Raw genomic sequence first — 17,398 nt, forward strand, 5'->3', positions numbered from 1 at the left:
TTAGGATGAAAAAAATGAAATTGTTGATAATTTAGCCGTAGTCACGCATCCTCCATCTCATGAGTGCTCAAGTTATAGTCGAAAAGAAAAAACTAGAAAAACCCCCTCTAGAGATTCATTATTTAGGCGATCGCGTCTTACGTCAGCCTGCCAAGCGCGTTGCCAAAGTAGATCAAAGCATTCGGCAGTTGGCGTACCAAATGCTGCAAACCATGTATAGTTCGGATGGTATCGGTTTGGCAGCACCCCAAGTTGGGGTTAACAAACAAATCATCGTCATCGATTGCGAACCCGATAATCCAGAAAATCCACCCCTGGTATTAATCAATCCCACGATTAAGCGGTTCGGTCGTACTTTGTGCGATGCTCAAGAAGGTTGTCTGAGTGTTCCTGGCGTCTACCTGGATGTCAAACGTCCAGAGGACGTGGAAGTGAGTTATAAAGACGAAAACGGACGCCCAAAAACCTTAAAGGCTACTGGGTTATTATCTCGCGCCATTCAGCATGAAATGGATCACCTAAATGGGGTAATGTTTGTTGATCGCGTGGAGAATGGATTGACTATGGCAGAGGAATTGCAAAAGCATGGCTTTTCAACCCAAGCCGTTAAACCACTTGAACACTCTCCCTAAGAATTCAAACGGTTCAGCCTCCTGTCTCAAGCTCATGGATTTTTCCATGGGCAAATTTTTCTATTCTGATTTCCTATTCCCTAGTCTTTTTCCAATCAACCTGAAATCCTCAATCGAATGACTCCAAAAAGCGGTCTATTTTTGATGACATCCTGTATTGCGGCGATTGCCGCTGTTGGTTCAGTTTTTGAACTGTCTTCGGGACACCCTCAGTTAGGTACGACGGTAACAGCGATTATCTTGGCGGCGAGTATTCCTTTAGGTGGCTTCTTGTTCTATGCAGCCGTGCGCGATGCTAGAGCCAATCAGTAGCGTTTACTGGAATTGTTGGGATATGAATGGGAAACTTTTGCACTCGCTGCACTAGTCAAACGACCGCTAAGTTCTACTAGAATGACTGGTCAACATTACCGTGGATTTCTGCGACCGCTTCCTTCTGATGGTACAACTAGGCAATTGTCTTCCTATGTCCTATCTGACTATCAGGAAGTGGTGATTGGGCGCGATCCGAGCTGCCAAATTGCCTTAGATCCAAATCGGTACTTAATTGTATCGCGGCGTCATGCGGCAATTCGCCCTATTTTAGGAAAGGGCAAGGGTTTAGTGGGCTGGGAGATTTGCGACCTCAATAGCATCAATGGCACCTATGTTAATGGGCGATGTGTACGAGGTTACTATCAATTGCAGGCTGGCGATCGCATCAAACTCGGTCAAGATGGTCCCCAGTTCATCTTTGAGTATTATGTCTCAACACCCCAAAGCTCACCAGCACCCGCCAAATTCACGGCGATAACAGGCGTTCCGCTGAAGCCTATTCAGGCATTAGGACGCCCGAAATCTAATTCGGTTGTTACATTTACTCAACTGTTTCCCCTCGCTTCTACGGGACGGGACTTATCGCAAAAAGCGTTCTTTGTTCCGGCAGTCTTCACCGTGATTTTTGTCGTCATGATGTTTGCTGCCGTTGGCGAACCGATCGTCTTCAACCTGCTACTTGCTGCCTATTTGACAGGAGCGGCATCTTACTTTGTTTACCAACTTTGCGGCAAACCCAAACCTTGGTGGGTGTTACTCGGTTGTGCTCTGGCTACCAGCTCCCTATTAGTGAGTCCACTGCTACCGTTATTTATTATTATTTTTCGGGATATTTTGCCTGGAAGCTTGCCCGATGAAGGGGAAGTTGTCAGCTTTCTGTCTTTATCGATTCGGATGTTTTTTGGGGCGGGATTGATGGAAGAGTTGTTAAAAGCCCTTCCCGTGCTGGCAGCTTGTTTTTTAGGGCGACTCCTGCGTTCTCCTTGGCGAGAGCAAATAGGGGTTTGGGAACCCTTGGATGGTATTCTCTTAGGCACGGCATCAGCGATCGGCTTTACTCTTTTAGAAACCTTAGGTCAGTACGTCCCCGACATCATCGATAACGTGACGTTTCAAGCCGGTGATAGTTCGGGTGAACTATTAGGATTGCAGTTGCTGATTCCCCGCCTGCTGGGTTCAGTGGCGGGACACATGGCTTACAGTGGCTATTTTGGGTATTTTATTGGACTGAGTGTTCTCAAACCTAGTAAAGTTTGGCAGATTTTGATCATCGGCTATTTCTGTGCTTCGGCTCTCCACGCCCTTTGGAATGCCACGGGATTCGTCAGCGCTTTACTTTTGGCAGGGGTTGGAGTTTTATCTTACGCCTTTTTAGCCGCAGCAATTCTCAAGGCGAGAGCACTCTCACCAACGCGATCGCAAAACTTCGCCACCCGCTTTTTTGGAGATTAGAAATTCTTCACACATACCAATCATGGCATCCTAAAAAAGGGACTAGACTCACGAGGTAAAGGATGTCAGAAACATCAGCACAAAAACGGATAGTTGTCGTCGGTGCAGGATGGGCAGGATTGGGCGCAACCTACCACCTCGCGAAACAAGGGTACGATGTTACTCTCTTAGAAGCTGCTCCCTATCCCGGTGGCTTAGTTGCCGGATGGAAAACGGCTGGGGGACGTTCAGTAGAAGGTGGGATTCACGGATTCTGGTATCCCTACCAAAATATCTTTAGCCTAGTGCGGGAATTGGGACTCAAGCCCTTCACCCCCTTTACCCGTTCCTCTCAATATTCTCCGGCGGGATTAGAAGTTGAATCGCCGCTTTTTCAAGACGAATTCCGACTCCCCACCCCACTAGGAACTTTTCTCTATACCCATTTCAAACGCTTACCCTTAATTGACAGACTTTCTGCCCTCCCCCTCCTCTACGCTGTCGTTGATTTTGATAATTCTGATGAAGCGTGGTGGCGCTATGACAAAGTAACCGCCCGTGAACTGTTCAAACAGTTTGGCGTTTCTGCCCGACTCTATAAGGAGTCTTTTGAACCGATGCTGTTAGTCGGTTTATTTGCACCGGGAGAGCAATGTTCGGCGGCAGCAGCCTTGGGAATGCTCTATTACTTCATTTTGGCTCACCAACCCGACTTTGATGTGGTCTGGTGCCGGGGAACGGTGGGAGAGATGATCTTTAAACCTTGGGTGCAGCGTATTGAAAAAGCTGGGGGTAAGGTACTGACGAATAAACGAGTTGACGATCTTCTGATTGATAGTACTGGCAAAGCGAAAGGAGTTCTCTGCGGTGAGGAAGTCTTTGATGCTGATGCGGTTATTTTTGCGGTTAGCGTTAGTGGTATGAAAAAGATTGTCAGCAGTAGCACCACTCTGCAACATTATGCCCAATTCCGGAACTTGCGGAACTTAGGAGCAATCGATGTGTTGGCAACTCGGCTGTGGTTTGACCGCAAAATTATTATTCGCAATCCTTCCAATGCTTGTTTTGGCTTTGACTCGACTACGGGGTGGACATTTTTTAACCTTAATGCACTACAGGATGAATACGCCTACGAACCGGGAAGTGTTATTGAAGCCGACTTTTACCACGCGAATCAATTACTACCGATGAGTGATGAGCAAATCGTGGAGAAAGTCCACCGTGATTTAGCAACCTGTGTGCCTGAATTTCGAGAAGCAAAGGTAATCGACAGTAGTGTGATTCGAGTACCGCAGGGAGTCACTCATTTTGCCCCTGGTAGTTATCAGTATTTGTTACCCGCTTCAACGAGTATCGAAAATGTTTTCATGAGTGGAGATTGGGTGATTACCAATCACGGTTCTTGGTCGCAGGAGAAAGCGTATGTTACGGGTTTGGAGGCAGCAAACTTGGTAATTGACCGCTTCGGGTATGGGAATCAGGCGACTATTATGCCCGTAGAACCGGATGAACCCCATATTCAGTTGGCGCGGATGATTAATCAAAACATACGGGGTTTGGGTAAAGCGTTTTTACCGGAGTTTTGGTTGCCTTAAAATGCGATCGCTCCAAAGTTTTACCCTCTGGAGAACCCAAACTGACTGAAGATGTTTCCTATCTGATGGGGAAATGGGGAAATCCCACAAGCGATCGCAGATTGACATTATTGGATGAATAAAGGAGTAACAGATGACAGTCTACAAAGTCCGGTTAGTAAATCCAGCCCTCAACCTCGATCGCACGATTGCAGTCCCTGATGACCACTATATCCTTGATATCGCCGAAGAAGCAGGAATTCGCTTGCCTGCTGGATGTCGTGAAGGCACCTGTTCGTCCTGTATTGCCAAAATCGTCAGCGGTGAAATTGATCAAAGCGAACAAAAGTTTCTGCAACCTTCAGAAATAGAGATGGGATATACCGTCACCTGTGTTGCTTATCCCCTATCCGATTGCACCTTAGAAACTCACCAAGAACAAGTTCTGTATAAATCGTCTCTCTACTATAAGTCTAATCCCGATCATTCTGAGTCATCGGCTCAGTGATAAAATCCCTTTAGACATAAAATCAGCACTGGCATACGACGATGAATCGCTTACTCTACGAAAAATCCATTTCTGATAACGGTCATTTAATTATCCCATTTGTTTTTAGCACGGTTAACAGTCAAACTATCTACTCCTACAAGCTCCTATCGGCATTGGTGCATAAGGGAACTTTCCATAAAGCTGAAAATCCGGCTGGTTTCTACTCTAATAGTATTGAGGGCATCTTTGATGTTGCCCAGGAACATCTTAATGCTCACTCCGATGTTTTTAGTCCCGTTGATTATTTTAAATGCCGCTACACCTATCGTTATAACCTGATTATTGTCTACGAAGAATCAGGAAAATATTTCTATGATCACTATAAGTCCGACTCGTTAAATAACGTGGCTGCGCCAAAACTGTTCCAGTCAAAAGACGATTGCCTTCGTTGGATTAAAGCAGGACTCGATCGCTATCCCGCCAGTGAGGAAGCTGCCACGATCTGAGGACTGTTTGCGGATGCTTTAGTCAGGACTTTAGGGGGTGTCTTTTCTGATTTTTAGGGATGCAATCAAAAACAAGGCAGCTTTTTCAGGAGTTAGCTAGGCACAATCAGCCCCATTTAGATCCGGATTTAACCTTTTCTTAAGAGTAATAGAATAATTTAGGAGACGGACTTGGGAGTAGTGATCGGCTGCTAAATCCCAGTGAATCGGTATGGGGATCGCTGTAGAAGAGGTAGAACAGTCATCAGGAGTACTGGTGCATGAGTGAAACGATAGATAAATTAAATCAGTCCCAATAGAAATCCTAATCAGTAAAGGTAACCCCTAGTCCTAATCTGCTCTTAAACTATAAATACGAATATCCGTTCATCTCTCTTCGGGTGCATCTGTAAAGTTTTTTGAGAAAAAATATAAAACTCAATCTGTAAAGCTTAATTTGGTTTAATTGGTATAAAATGATAACTTTTTTACCCGAAGCCCCCAGCCCCAGGAGTCAGACCCCAGTATCAAAATCCGAGCCGTTCTTCACCCTCTCCTTAGATATGCTGTGTGTGATCGGGGAAAATGGCTACTTCAAGGAACTAAACCTAAGGTGGGAGGAAACCTTAGGTTTTTCTAACGCAGAACTTCTAGCACAACCTTGGCTAACTCTGATTCATCCGGAAGACCATCAGCGAACCCTGGTCAAACTCCAGAAGCTTTTTAGCGGAACGGCTCCGGTTTCCTTTAAAAATCGCTGTCTTTGTGCCAATGGCTCGTACAAGTGGCTGCTGTGGAGTGTATCGTTTTGCCCCGAGCAGCAATTGCTATATGCAGTGGTGCGTGACCAGACGGAATGCAAGCGCTCGAAGGAAGCCCTCCGGGATAGTGAAGAACACTTTCGCTGCTTAGTGGAAAATGTCAACGACTACGCCATTTATATGTTAGACCCGGACGGACGGGTGATTAGCTGGAATCAAGGAGCTGAACGCATCAATGGCTATCGAGAAAACGAGATTCTCACTCAACACGTTTCCCTTTTGTACCCGTCTGAAGCTATTGAGTCTGGCAAACCCGAACAAGAGTTAAAAATTGCGGCAGAAGTGGGTCGATTTGAAGATGAAAGTTATCGAGTGCGGCGGGATGGGTCACGCTTTTGGGTATATGCAACAATCGCGGCACTGCGAGATAAAAACGGACAGTTGCGTGGTTTTGCTAAGGTAGTTCGGGATATCACCGAACGTAAGCTAGCACAAGAAGCCTTGCAACAGGCAAATGATGACTTAGAACGACGGGTAGCAGAACGGACAGCCGAACTGGTTAAGGCAAACAAACGACTTCGGCGGGAGGTTCGGGAACGCAAGCAAGCCGAAAAACAATTGCGGCGCTCGGCAAAGCAACTCGAACAAACATTACAAAAGCTCACCCAAGCCCAAGCTAAATTGGTGCAATCGGAGAAAATGTCCAGTTTGGGGCAATTAGTTGCTGGGGTGGCTCACGAAATTAACAACCCGGTCAACTTTATCTACGGCAATCTTAATTACGCCGAGCAGTATTTTCAGGAACTGTTGCACCTGCTCGATCTTTACCAGCACTGCTGTCCTCAACCCTCTGCAGAAGTTATCGAGCAAATTCAGCTGATCGACCTCGACTTTATAGCCTCAGATCTTCCCAAGTTACTGAGTTCGATGCAAGTGGGTGCAGACCGCATCTATCAGATTGTGCGATCGCTTCGCAATTTTTCTCATTCTGATCGAGCTGGGAAGAAAGCTGTCAACCTTCACGAAGGGATTGATAATACACTCTTGATTCTGCAAAGTCGCCTAAAAGCCAAAGGAGAGCATCCGGCAATTGAAATCGTCAAGGAGTACGGTGAGCTGCCGCCGATAGACTGCTACGGCGGAGAATTGAACCAGGTATTCATGAATATCCTTTGTAATGCCATTGATGCGATAGAAGATTCCTTAGTCCCTAGTCATTTGTCACTCGCCTGTGCCTCGGAAGGGGTAAAACAACGGACAAAGGACAACGGACAAATTTGCATTCGCACTGAACTCATCAAGGACAATTGGGTCGTTATTCGCATTGCCGATAACGGTGGGGGCATTCCAGAAACAGTTCAGCAGCGGCTGTTCGACCCCTTCTTTACAACCAAACCTGTCGGTAAAGGTACAGGTTTAGGATTGTCGATTAGCTATCAGATTGTGGTAGAAAAGCATGGCGGACATCTGAAGTGTGTTTCTTCACCGGGCAAAGGAACAGAATTTGTGATTGAAATTCCGATAGGAGAGACTTCTCAGCAATACTGCTGTCAAAACTCCTATCAAAATCAGGTTGATGCCAAATTGCGATCGCCCCAATCTTCAATGCCCACACCCTTAAATCAACTCAAATTCATTGAGTGCCGGTAGAAAGTTTTTATTTTCATGACTGGGACGGCTAAGTTTAATCAAGGCAAACCGCTGCGCGGGTGTCAGCGCTGCCCATTGTTGAACCGTTAGGGATACGCCAACTTCTCCTGCTTTCTCCTGAACACTGGCAGGAATTTGGGTGGAGTCTATCCAGGCGGGGTTAGGTTCAATAGGCAGTTCTGAGGCGGGTTGACCGGTATGATTGACAACGAGTTCTTGCAAGTACTGCCGATAGGCGTCGCTTTCGGCGGGTGTAGTTCCCGGCATTTCGACTAGTGCCTGTCGTTCTTGCTGCGTAAACTGATGCCAGTGGGTGAGTTTTAGTTTGACGCCGCAGGTATCGAGTTTCATTCGCACTTGCATGGGAATGCAGCGTAGGGAATCGACAAAATCAGATTCAAATTGGAAGAAAGAAGTCATAGGATTTTAGATTTTACTCAAAGCTAGAACCAGCCCTTTCAAGGTGTCAGCTTTTTGGCTTTAGTTTGGGCTAGAATCTTAGCAGTAGAAACATGAGGGCGCTGGGCAGGACGCTGGCGTTTGAGTCGGAAGTTTGTCTTCTTTTCGGCGCGTGGGTGACGTAGAAAGGCTCTCAAATTAACCCGACCCGCCAAATCCAGAAGCACCTGGGTCAACTCCATCAAACTCATCTGCTCAAAAACCTTCCATTCACAAGGAGGAATCGCAATCATCATGCCGCGATAAGTGCCTCGAATTTCGTCAGCCAGATAATAACAGGAAACTTCTTGTTCAACTTTCTCGCTGCCATAAACGCTTCTCAAGGCAGCTAGGACTACAGCAAGAATATTGTAGGAAACTAGAGCAACACAGAAAGCAAAAAGAGCTGCCTTGGGATAAGCAAGAGTCTTGATTTGACAATTAAAAATCACAGTGAGTACTTGAAACAAGGTTTCGAGAGTCCAACGCTTACGATAGATTTGAGCAATGAGAGCAGCCGTTGCTACTCTTATGGGGAGATTAGTCAGAATAAAGATTTCTTGCTCGCCATCACGAGTAGCTTGCTCCAGAACTACTTTCACACGCCGAATATTCGATAAAAATCCATCATCATCACTGATAATGATGGTTTGTTCAAAAACCTTTCCCCCTTCTCCCGAACCGACGTAGCGAAACTCATTTGCCTGATGCCAGGGAAGACATTGATGTTCTCGTATGATGAAATATCCTTTTTGAGCGACAATCCCACTCAAGAAGTTCATTGTGCAAAAATTCCGGTCAGCTATCCAGACATCACCTTCTTCGACTGTGGCTAAGACATTAGGTAGTAAGGAACGCTCTTGGGCATGACCATCCTCGCAAGGAAAAACATCAACGGCTAACATTAAGGCTGGGTCAAGCACTACCAAAGATTGCCCAGGTAGGGGGGCGCTGTTACATGAACGTAGCGGCTTCAGGCGATGTTCGCTAGCGGCCAAGGCATTTCCATCTAAAATTTTGACCCGATAACCGGGCAACCAATCTGGTAAAGTTCCTTTTAGATGTCGAATGATTGCTTCCATTTCAGAGGCTGTTTCTTTGACAAGTTCAGCACTGACATTGGGTTCCATTGCATTGAGTTTGTTATAGACAGAAGTGACGGAAACTTTGATGTCTCTTGCTATAGCTTGATAAGCTGCATGTATTGACGGTCTAGACGACCTACTTCTGTCGCTAGTTCAGAATTATAAGCGAGTAAACGCTCAAATTCCGCCGCTTCCTCTACATCAAGGTCACCCAGTACATAACCAGCCATCAGTTCTTCGTGGCGTTCAGGAAGTGAGGGGTTTGTCATTATCCGGCTCCCGTTCTAATCCATCAAAGTTCTGTAGCACCTGTCGCAGCTTTAACAGTCCTCGGCGAGAGCGGCTTTTAACGGTTCCCAAGGGAATATTAAGTTGCTCAGCAATTTCTGATTGACTTAAACCACTATAGTAAGCAAGCTCTAGCACCTGACGCTCCTCCTCGCTCAGTTGTGCCATCGCTGCTTGGATCTTCTGAGATTGTTCAAGTACAGAAGCTTTATCCATCGGGGTGATGCTGCTTGCTTCCGTTGAACGGAATCGTCTCCAGCGCTGCAAAAATCTAAACCGAATTGTACGAGTACGGAGTCGATCGATGGCACGCGATCGCGTCAACGTCATCAGAAAGCTATGGAAGGAACCCCTAGCCGGGTCATAGTTTGCCTGATACCACAGGTAGAGAAACACATCTTGGGTCAGATCGGCAGCTTCCTCCGGGTTAACCAAAATCTTCAAGGCTAGACCATACACTAGACCCGCATAGCGGTCATACAGCACTCCTAGCGCCGTAGCCTGTCCCGCTTTGAGAGTTAAAAATAGCTCCGTATCCGACTGAGGCGGAACTATCGCTCCAGAGTCACAAAGATCAGGGGACATTGCTTTTATCAAGTTCCATCATTGCAGCTTCTTAGATTTGGTGGGTAATTCCACTGGAATTGTATTTGAATGAAACACGAACAAACATTCTGCTTGTAGCACCACCAAACCCTTGGTTTCAAACACAGCACATTTCTCCATACCTTCCACCAGCACCGGAACTCTTCCCCGTTCCAAACTTAATCGAGCGTCTGTAGCGGCTGACTCATACTCCCTAATCCAACGGTTATTATTAACATACTCCGGCGTAAACGCCCCCTGTTCCAACAGCCATAAGTCCACCCCATACCGTTGAATAAAATTTTGCACCGTTGCCCAATCTGGACTGTACTGAGCTTCAATCAAGTCAACCGTCCGCTGGTAAATCTGGTTATAGTACCCTAAATGGTAAGGTAAAGCATACCCTTCTCCCCCCACCAAAAGCGATCGCTGGGCAAACGTCGGCAGACTATTGGCTTCCTCCACTAACGAGGCAATCAGTGTATCTTTCGGTTGCTTTTGCAGAAACTCGTAGAGTTCTGGCACTGTCCCCACCGTATACTGAGTAGTTGGGAAGGGGTAATCATTAGCCTGCAAAACACTAGGATACAAAATCAGAACTGCCCCCAAAACCCCAGTAAACCCTATCGCCAACAGAGGTTTACCTTTATTTTGAGCAACCTGTAAAAGGGCATCCAATAGAATAGTCAGCGCTACACCCGCCGCCAACGCTACTAAAATTCGCAAGCTGTGTTCCGTATAGCGGTTGGGAAGATGAAGCTTAAACAGCAATAAATGGGCAGCAAAAAACATCCCACCGGATACGAACAGCATCTGAGGCAACAGAAAAACACTCCCAGTCACCTGCTTGACTAAAGGAAACCGAGACGTGTTTCTCAACAGAAACGGCAGTGAAAAACTAACCCAAACTTGTGGCGGCAATAAGAGAATGGAATATTTCGCCATCAACCGACACCATTCTGTCGGCAGCATACCACTGCGTTTGCCACAAACCCAGTAATTCCAAGGGTCATCATTAAAAAAGTTTGACCATCCTTCTGAGGAAAAAGCTGGTAACGCCCTCGCTTGAGCCACCGTAATAACAGAACCGAATTCCGAAGGTTCTAAAGCATAGGGCAAGAGAACCAATAGCACCATCCCCAGTCCCAACCCACAGAACCAATAATCCCTCTGCACCGACGAAAACTGGAACCTCCCCTGTTCCCACCGCCCCAGTTGTAGAATCAACAGTCCAGCCGCGATAAAGACACACTGGGGATAGAATAATCCTAAAAGAGCGATCGCTACTAGACAAGGCAGTAACGATCGTCGCAATAAGTAATACAGAAACCCCAGAAACAGAGGATAGACAAAAGCCGCAGGCGTTGCCGAAACCAAATCATCTCTCATCCAGAGATTTTGATTCAACAGCAACGACGCCATAAACCCAGCAACCGGTACTGGCAAAATCTCTAGACAGATGCCAAAACAGTAGCAGGTAGCAAACAGTCCCAACACTAAGGGTAAAACCTTACTCAAACCCATCGGATCGATACCCGCTATGGCAAAGAGTCGGTAAAAAGTAGCATATCCCCAAGGCGCAACCGATTGGAAATAATCAGCAATCAAATCGCCAGGAAACAACTGGGAGTCTAAAAACCGACGCATCCAAAAGACGTGCTGCCGCGCATCATCCTGCACGACATACTCGCTACCCAAAGCCCCTTGTAGAGCAGCCAATGCATAAATTACAGAAAAAGTCAAGCTTAAACTCAGCCAAAACACCTTCTGAGATTTAGATGCTTTGGCAGTGGGCGTCGTTAAAAATCGATGCAAGCGTGCGATCGGCATACTAGCCAGAATAAGGTGTAGGGAAGGTAGGGAAAATTTTAACTAATCATCTTCCCCATCTCCCCCAACGTTCGACTGAACTTTTAAGCTGAGCGAAGCCGAAGCTTCGACAGGCTCAGTTACCGCGCTCACGCCGAAGTCTTCCCCTAGCCCCTTTCAGCTTGATGAGTTGGCATAAAGAATATAGCGCGAGTTGCGGTAAGCGATCGGCAAATCTAGTGGATGATCCAACTGAGTTACCAAATAGTCCGCACGATACTTAGCCAGTATTTCCCTTACTTGAGCAGTTGTTAAGCTGTTGTAGCCAGTTTCAAGGACTCGCCTGATCTTGCTGTAGGTAACTCTTTCACGCTTTACCAGTGAAACAAGATCAAGTTCACCACTCAAGTCGCTGAGACGCTCATACCACTCTAGAATCCCCACTTTACCTTGAGGTAACAGTTTAAAATTGACAATTGTTGGGCGTTCTGAGAGCCAGGTAAAGTAGGGAAAATCAGCAGGTGGAGAGACGACAACGCTATCTTTGGGAGTATTGCTGCGAATCCAGGTACATAGATCGAGCCATTCCGGGTCTATATGCTGCTGTTGAGCGGGAAACTGAGATAGAGTGCTTACCTGCTGCTGAAAAGTAACTGCCTTAGTCGTGCAGACCCAACTCAGCAGCACCATACAGACGAATAATAACAATCGTCTAGCTCTCTTTGTAAAAATTTCTTGTAAAACGCAAGCAACGAGCAGACAGGTAGTGAGTGGTAACAGAATGTCACCTAAGCGAAAGGGATAATACTGTAACAGCCGACCCTGAGAGTCAAAAGGAGCGATCGCTAATCCTATTACAAATGGCACTAGCGCCAGCAAAGTATACTCAACCAGACTCATGCGAGCAATATGTTGTTCAGAGAACGTCTGAGTTCGCTGCTTGAACCATAGTGCCCCAGTACAAAGGGCTAAAACTAGCAAATAGATCAGAGGTTTGATCCACCAGTCCGACGACCAATACAAAGGGTATAAGTGATGAGGCAAGCGCAAAAAAACGTACAGGAAGGACGCTTGAGTGACGCTAGGGGTAATAGGAGCAAACAAATGTTCCCAGATGGCTCTAAATGCCAACCCGCTCGCTGCTAAGTAAAGGAGAAGAATCGAACCCAAGTAGCGAATATTTTTTAATGCCGTTGTCCGCCTAAGGAGTAGCCACCCCAGTCCTGCTAGAAACGCCCAACCACCTACTAAAACATGAAAGGACGTTGCTAAACCTAGCAGAAATGCCATCAAGCGATCGCGTTTTGTCAACATTGACCCAATCCCTAACAGCACCAAACCGTAGGCAATTGATTTAGGTTCAAATCCTCCAACCAACCATTCACGAGCAACCACACCCTGATGATCATCTACATATAGAAACAAGCCAACCGCCAATAATAGCAATAGGAAATTTAGACCCAGTTTGCGACTAATAGCAACTAGTCCTGAAGCAATCAATGCGTAGCATAGCAGCCGTCCGAGTATAGAAGTGATTAAAAACCCCCACTTTACTACCAGTCCACCAAACAACAGGAAAAAAAGCCATCGGTAGCTGGGTAGCTGGTTTAGATACCAATCTCCTGGCATCCAACTTGGATCGGCATACTGTTTGCTCAACGGCAACACATCAATTTCATTGCCACCCATATTGCCATCCAGCAGAAACCCTAAGCTGAGGAAAGCTGTTACTCCTAGAATTTGGAACCCTATTGCCTTCGAGTTTTTCAGCTCTTTAGCCACCTGCTTTGTTTGGGGGGAATGGCTTAATACCGTATCGTTGGTCACTTGAGTTATACTCTCAACAGTTTAAACGTAAGGTTGGACAATTAAAAAAAGGCTGCATCGTAAGCCTGGTAAGACTTTAATTAACTTTTAGTGGCTTAGTCTTTATCCCTTGCTGAGTATAGTATTGTCAGCTTACTGCTAACAGCCATCGCAGATTTTTCTACAGGAAGCAACTGCGATCTGCTTTTAGCGGCAGCGCTAAGGCGATCGCAAGTGGATTAATGAGTTAACATCACAGTCTATAGCAGCGTTTAAGTCAAACCAATATCGAAGTTTACTAGAGGAATTAAGGTGTGGTCAAAGTTTTAGTAACGGGTGCGGCAGGCTTTATTGGGTATCACCTTAGCCAGCGCCTACTTGCCCAAGGTGATACAGTTATTGGTCTAGATAATCTCAATGCTTACTACGAAGTCTCCCTCAAGCAAGACCGACTTGCACAAATCGAGAACGAACCTGGCTTTAGTTTTTATAAGCTTGATCTAGCTGATAGGGACGGCATGGCTCAGTTATTCGCCGAAGAGTCCTTCGAGATAGTCGTCCATCTAGCAGCCCAAGCTGGGGTTCGCTACTCTCTCAAAAATCCCCATGCCTATGTGGATAGCAACCTAGTTGGTTTCATGAATATCCTCGAAGGGTGCCGTCATTCTGATATTAAACATCTAGTTTTTGCCTCTTCGAGTTCAGTCTATGGAGCCAATACCAAAGTTCCCTTTTCCGTGGAGGATAACGTAGATCGTCCAGTTAGCTTATATGCTGCCACCAAGAAAGCTAACGAACTGATGGGTCATGCCTACAGCCACCTGTATAACATCCCCATGACGGGCTTGCGCTTTTTCACCGTTTACGGTCCCTGGTATCGTCCCGATATGGCATTATTTTTATTTACCCAAGCTATCCTCGCAGGACAACCCATCAACGTATTCAATTACGGTCGTATGCAGCGGGATTTCACCTACGTTGACGATGTGGTTGAGGGGGTTATGCGGGTAATGGAGAAAATCCCTCAACCCGGAGAATCAGAAAATCTTTCACCTGGGCAAAAAAAGTCTGCTCCCTACAAACTTTATAATATCGGCAACAATCAGCCGGTAGAACTGCTGCGACTGATTGAAGTCTTAGAAAATTGCTTGGGCAAGACTGCTGTTAAAAATATGCTGCCCATGCAACCAGGAGACGTGCCGACTACCTATGCAGATGTGAACGATCTCATGCGAGATGTAGGGTTCCGACCAAACACACCCATTGAAGTTGGCGTTGAACGGTTTGTGAACTGGTATCGGTCTTACTACAGCCTTTAATGCATATTTGGCATCCTCAAGTGATGAACTACGGATTCTAGGGAATGGGGAGTTGGCTTCGCCGTGAGCGTCAGCCGAACGGGAGTTGGGGGAAGAATTTTTACAGGTTTTCATTCACCATTTATAATTCATCTTTTCCATTGCCATTGCCATTGCCATTGCCATTGCCATTGCCATTGCCATTGTCATTGCCATTGTCATTGCCATTGCCATTACTCTGCCCCATTTTTTTGAGTAAAATGTTTTTCGCCTTGAGAATTTCTGACTCTGCTCCGTAGTAATGGTGATAGTAAGAGTAGGAGCTGGTGATATGACCTTTAACGCCGTTAGCAACAACTCCTAGAATTGTAGCTTTGGAAATGCGCAGGTTATCGAAGGCTTGCATCAAGGCTGAACGATCAGTTTTGCCCAGTCCAACGACCATAACGACACCATTGGTATGAGATGCTAGAAGGCGACCATCAGCAAGTCCCAACACTGGTGGTGTATCGTAAATGACCAGATCGAAAACGGCGTGAAACTGCTCCATTAAATGGTGCATCTTCTTGGAGGATAGGAGCCGAGTCGGGTCAGGCGGTTCTGAGCCAGCAGTTAAGACGTAAAGCCGATCCCACATGGGCAACTTTTGGATCGCTTGTTTAGCAGTAATGCCAGTGGCAATAACATTACTCAGCCCTATCTGATTGTCTAAACCCAAGGTATTATGCACTTGAGGACGTCGCAGGTCAGCATCAACCAGAAGTACCCGTTGACCCATGGCAGCAGCAGCTTGAGCTAGGTGAACTGAAAGGGTAGATTTCCCATCTCCTGGAGTTGCGGAGCTAATGACAATGGATTGGATCGGGGTGTCGCTGGCGAGAAAGCGGATATTAGTGTGTAGAGAGCGGAAGGATTCTAAGAAGGGAGAGGCATTATACCATCGGGGCGGTTTGCGATGTGTTTTGTCAGTTGGAGGCTGGGAAGGCGACGCCATTTCTGTTAGGTTGGCGACGGGTGTCATTTGCTTGAGTTGTTTCTGGTAGGGAACAATGCCAAGTAAGGGGAGTTTGGTCTGGTCTTTTAGCTCATCGGGAGAGTGGAATACATTGTCCAGGCGCTCAATGAGCAAGGCGACTGCCATACCCAACAACAACCCAGCGATCGCACCTAAGGTCAAGTTCCGTCGGGTATTAGGCGAAACCGGGATTTCCGGTTTTTCGGGTTTCAGAATAATCTGCCAAGGTAATGCCTTCTGAGCGGCTTCAATTTCTAGGCTTTCCCGCACGCCCAGAAAGCGGTTCAAACTTTCTGTAGCAACGTTGAGTTCTCGCTGCAAATCGGTGTACTGACGGGCAATGATCGGCATCTGCTTCACTTGCAGATTGAGGAGTTGGGAAGCTTGAGCGATCGCATTTTGCCGCACTTGCAACACCTGCATCTGGTTCGTCACATCTACCAGTTGCTGAGTCAGGTTTGTGCGAATTGAATTGGGTGACGCACTAGAAACCCCTGCCTCTGTCAACGTTGCTCCGAGTACTTTTTGAGCTTCCGAACGTAATAGGGGGATGAGATTGTCCCGTTTCTCTTGCAGTGTTTTAATGGTGGGACTTTCTTGAGTAAAACGTGCTGACTCGACGGCTATTTCGGCTTCGATTTGAGAAAGTTGGTCGAGTAACTGTTGGTAGCGGGGCGCTTCGCTGAGGGTTACTGTAGAGACTGCCTGTTGCGGTGACAGCCCTAACTGCTGCAATATGGTGGTATAAAGGGAGCGAGTTTCTTGGAGCTGGACTTGAGTGTCCATTTTCTGTTGGTCGATCGCATTGGTACGTTCGGACAACTCTTGTGCCTGAAGTTGAGGATCAAGGAGGTTGTGGCGCTGACGAAAGGCTTGCAGTTGGGCTTGGAGTTTATTCACCCGCTCACGCAGTTGCGGCAACTGACCTTCTACAAACTGAATTCCCTGTTTCAGGTTAACTTGTCGTTCCTGTAGGGAGTAGCGCAGATAACCCCGAGCGACTTCGTGCAAAACCCGCCGCACTTTTTCGGGTTCAGTATCTCGGTAACGACCTTCTAGAATCTTAGTTTCTCCCAGTCGGTTAACAGATAGCTGATTGCTACCGATCAAAGAACCGTAGTTAACTTCAGAATAATGCTTGTTAATTTCCTCAATAATGGGTTCCATCAGATTGGGACTCAGCAACACCTGAATTTGCGTTTCGTAATCCAGAGTGGAACGGGGAATATCCTTAACACCAGGGACTTGAGTCAGTTGGTCTAAATCCCCTTCCTCAGTGACGGGTTCCACCAGTAGCCGAAACTTGCTTTCATATTTTGGTGTCTGCTGGAATGTCCAAAAACCCATAGCCGAAGTCACAGCGATCGCTACACCCGCAATAACTAATGCACGACGCCGGATGACTGTCAATAGCTGCCGCAAATTTAGCTCATCCGAGCCGTGTTCCAGAGGTTGAGTCGGATAGATAGGCGGCGGTGACTCCGAACGCTTGCCCTTGCCATTCAGCGATAACGGCTCTTGTTTGTTAACGATCTCCATCATCCCCCCAGTCTCCTTAAATGAATTGAGAGCTGTCACTAAAACATCGTCTTACCTGTTTAATTTTGTATCAGGTCAGCTCAATATGGTACAAGAAACCCTAAAAATTCAAATTCGTTTGTAGGTTTTATGTCAAAAAGGTTGAAGGAAAGTACCTCACAACAAATAAGGATTACTCATGAGGGGAGGGTGTGGGG

16 protein-coding genes are annotated in these 17,398 nt (G+C 46.6%); 9 read left to right on the forward strand and 7 right to left on the reverse strand.

Features of this window, described 5'->3' with window-relative positions:
* Nucleotides 1–59: 59 nt before the first annotated feature.
* From def to IQ257_RS13775, 8 genes are all read left to right on the forward strand, one after another.
* The gene (gene def / locus IQ257_RS13745; protein ID WP_193877875.1) at nucleotides 60–632 is read left to right on the forward strand and encodes a peptide deformylase; all 573 of its coding nucleotides are present in this window, start codon (nucleotides 60–62) and stop codon (nucleotides 630–632) included.
* 117 nt (nucleotides 633–749) lie between these two features.
* On the forward strand, nucleotides 750–944 hold the full coding sequence (locus IQ257_RS13750) for a hypothetical protein (RefSeq protein ID WP_193877873.1): 195 nt from the start codon (nucleotides 750–752) through the stop codon (nucleotides 942–944).
* A gap of 81 nt (nucleotides 945–1,025) precedes the next feature.
* Nucleotides 1,026–2,399: a PrsW family glutamic-type intramembrane protease gene (locus tag IQ257_RS13755; protein WP_193877871.1), complete on the forward strand. Its 1,374-nt coding sequence runs from the start codon at nucleotides 1,026–1,028 to the stop codon at nucleotides 2,397–2,399.
* Between the two features lie 62 nt (nucleotides 2,400–2,461).
* Nucleotides 2,462–3,973, forward strand: coding sequence for a hydroxysqualene dehydroxylase (locus IQ257_RS13760; RefSeq protein ID WP_193877869.1), 1,512 nt, complete (start codon nucleotides 2,462–2,464; stop codon nucleotides 3,971–3,973).
* Complete coding sequence (locus IQ257_RS30760) at nucleotides 3,961–4,095, forward strand: hypothetical protein (protein WP_265584537.1); 135 nt, start codon at nucleotides 3,961–3,963, stop codon at nucleotides 4,093–4,095. The genes IQ257_RS13760 and IQ257_RS30760 overlap by 13 nt, the downstream gene beginning before the upstream one ends.
* Before the next feature lie 11 nt (nucleotides 4,096–4,106).
* Nucleotides 4,107–4,460, forward strand: coding sequence for a 2Fe-2S iron-sulfur cluster-binding protein (locus tag IQ257_RS13765; protein WP_193877867.1), 354 nt, complete (start codon nucleotides 4,107–4,109; stop codon nucleotides 4,458–4,460).
* A 41-nt stretch (nucleotides 4,461–4,501) separates the two neighbouring features.
* Nucleotides 4,502–4,948, forward strand: a complete 447-nt coding sequence (locus IQ257_RS13770) for a hypothetical protein (RefSeq protein WP_193877865.1) — start codon at nucleotides 4,502–4,504, stop codon at nucleotides 4,946–4,948.
* A gap of 455 nt (nucleotides 4,949–5,403) precedes the next feature.
* Entirely contained in the window at nucleotides 5,404–7,338 is a 1,935-nt protein-coding gene (locus tag IQ257_RS13775) for a PAS domain-containing sensor histidine kinase (protein WP_193877863.1), read from the forward strand.
* Here IQ257_RS13775 and IQ257_RS13780 read toward each other — a convergent pair.
* From IQ257_RS13780 to IQ257_RS13805, 6 genes are all read right to left on the reverse strand, one after another.
* Nucleotides 7,306–7,758, reverse strand: coding sequence for a nitrate reductase associated protein (locus tag IQ257_RS13780; RefSeq protein WP_193877861.1), 453 nt, complete (start codon nucleotides 7,756–7,758; stop codon nucleotides 7,306–7,308). The genes IQ257_RS13775 and IQ257_RS13780 overlap by 33 nt on opposite strands.
* A gap of 38 nt (nucleotides 7,759–7,796) precedes the next feature.
* Nucleotides 7,797–8,906 (reverse strand): transposase, encoded by a 1,110-nt coding sequence (locus IQ257_RS13785; RefSeq protein ID WP_228060692.1) that lies wholly within the window; start codon nucleotides 8,904–8,906, stop codon nucleotides 7,797–7,799.
* A 50-nt stretch (nucleotides 8,907–8,956) separates the two neighbouring features.
* On the reverse strand, nucleotides 8,957–9,130 hold the full coding sequence (locus IQ257_RS13790; RefSeq protein WP_193881268.1) for a hypothetical protein: 174 nt from the start codon (nucleotides 9,128–9,130) through the stop codon (nucleotides 8,957–8,959).
* Complete coding sequence (locus IQ257_RS13795) at nucleotides 9,108–9,734, reverse strand: sigma-70 family RNA polymerase sigma factor (protein WP_193881271.1); 627 nt, start codon at nucleotides 9,732–9,734, stop codon at nucleotides 9,108–9,110. Before IQ257_RS13795 ends, IQ257_RS13790 begins: the two co-directional genes overlap by 23 nt.
* Nucleotides 9,735–9,752: 18 nt before the next feature.
* Complete coding sequence (locus IQ257_RS13800) at nucleotides 9,753–11,564, reverse strand: hypothetical protein (RefSeq protein WP_193881274.1); 1,812 nt, start codon at nucleotides 11,562–11,564, stop codon at nucleotides 9,753–9,755.
* Nucleotides 11,565–11,720: 156 nt separating this feature from the next.
* On the reverse strand, nucleotides 11,721–13,370 hold the full coding sequence (locus IQ257_RS13805; RefSeq protein ID WP_193881277.1) for a DUF6798 domain-containing protein: 1,650 nt from the start codon (nucleotides 13,368–13,370) through the stop codon (nucleotides 11,721–11,723).
* Nucleotides 13,371–13,663: 293 nt separating this feature from the next.
* Here IQ257_RS13805 and IQ257_RS13810 point away from each other — a divergent pair, with 293 nt between their 5' ends.
* Entirely contained in the window at nucleotides 13,664–14,668 is a 1,005-nt protein-coding gene (locus IQ257_RS13810) for an NAD-dependent epimerase (RefSeq protein WP_193881280.1), read from the forward strand.
* A 121-nt stretch (nucleotides 14,669–14,789) separates the two neighbouring features.
* Here IQ257_RS13810 and IQ257_RS13815 read toward each other — a convergent pair whose 3' ends face one another.
* Complete coding sequence (locus IQ257_RS13815; protein ID WP_228060693.1) at nucleotides 14,790–17,204, reverse strand: GumC family protein; 2,415 nt, start codon at nucleotides 17,202–17,204, stop codon at nucleotides 14,790–14,792.
* Between the last annotated feature and the right edge of the window lie 194 nt (nucleotides 17,205–17,398).

This window comes from Coleofasciculus sp. LEGE 07092 (assembly GCF_015207375.1).
GTDB lineage: Bacteria > Cyanobacteriota > Cyanobacteriia > Cyanobacteriales > Coleofasciculaceae > LEGE-07092.

Excerpts from the sequence above, each read along its gene's own strand:
- IQ257_RS13765 (WP_193877867.1), top strand. The coding sequence starts at position 4,107 with ATGACAGTCTACAAAGTCCGGTTAGTAAATCCAGCCCTCAACCTCGAT.
- IQ257_RS13795 (WP_193881271.1), bottom strand. The coding sequence starts at position 9,734 with ATGTCCCCTGATCTTTGTGACTCTGGAGCGATAGTTCCGCCTCAGTCG.
- IQ257_RS13790 (WP_193881268.1), bottom strand. The coding sequence starts at position 9,130 with ATGACAAACCCCTCACTTCCTGAACGCCACGAAGAACTGATGGCTGGT.
- IQ257_RS13760 (WP_193877869.1), top strand. The coding sequence starts at position 2,462 with ATGTCAGAAACATCAGCACAAAAACGGATAGTTGTCGTCGGTGCAGGA.
- IQ257_RS13785 (WP_228060692.1), bottom strand. The coding sequence starts at position 8,906 with ATGGAACCCAATGTCAGTGCTGAACTTGTCAAAGAAACAGCCTCTGAA.
- IQ257_RS13780 (WP_193877861.1), bottom strand. The coding sequence starts at position 7,758 with ATGACTTCTTTCTTCCAATTTGAATCTGATTTTGTCGATTCCCTACGC.
- IQ257_RS13800 (WP_193881274.1), bottom strand. The coding sequence starts at position 11,564 with ATGCCGATCGCACGCTTGCATCGATTTTTAACGACGCCCACTGCCAAA.
- IQ257_RS13775 (WP_193877863.1), top strand. The coding sequence starts at position 5,404 with ATGATAACTTTTTTACCCGAAGCCCCCAGCCCCAGGAGTCAGACCCCA.
- IQ257_RS13770 (WP_193877865.1), top strand. The coding sequence starts at position 4,502 with ATGAATCGCTTACTCTACGAAAAATCCATTTCTGATAACGGTCATTTA.
- def (WP_193877875.1), top strand. The coding sequence starts at position 60 with ATGAGTGCTCAAGTTATAGTCGAAAAGAAAAAACTAGAAAAACCCCCT.
- IQ257_RS13815 (WP_228060693.1), bottom strand. The coding sequence starts at position 17,204 with ATGATGGAGATCGTTAACAAACAAGAGCCGTTATCGCTGAATGGCAAG.
- IQ257_RS13755 (WP_193877871.1), top strand. The coding sequence starts at position 1,026 with ATGACTGGTCAACATTACCGTGGATTTCTGCGACCGCTTCCTTCTGAT.
- IQ257_RS13750 (WP_193877873.1), top strand. The coding sequence starts at position 750 with ATGACTCCAAAAAGCGGTCTATTTTTGATGACATCCTGTATTGCGGCG.